The 314-nt window shown below is 58.6% G+C and carries 1 pseudogene; it reads left to right on the top strand.

The features are described 5' to 3' along the window. Positions 1-314: pseudogene (locus U1T56_RS24420) on the top strand (cobyric acid synthase); the annotation flags it as partial.

Raw genomic sequence — 314 nt, 5'->3', positions numbered from 1 at the left:
GGACTCGCTTCCCGCATTGTGTCGCTTGTCAATGAAGGAAAAGCGAGAGTCGTCGGCTTATGCGGCGGCTACCAAATGCTTGGCGCCGTCATCCGCGATCCGTATGGAGTCGAGACGCCGCTCCCCGAAGTAAAAGGACTTGGTTTGCTGCCGATTGAAACGACGCTTGAGCGGACGAAAATCACGATCCGTACGGAAGGGATGCTTACGTGGGCGGGCGAGCGGTTTTCGGTGCAAGGATACGAGATTCATATGGGCCGCTCGGCGCCGCTTCCTGGCTATGCGCCTCTTATTGAGGCGGACGGCCGCCATGA

It is taken from the genome of Benzoatithermus flavus, assembly GCF_037908215.1.
Classification (GTDB): Bacteria; Pseudomonadota; Alphaproteobacteria; order Geminicoccales; family Geminicoccaceae; genus Benzoatithermus; species Benzoatithermus flavus.
Note: the sequence above shows the minus strand (reverse complement) of the source record. Positions and strands in the feature narration are given on the sequence as shown.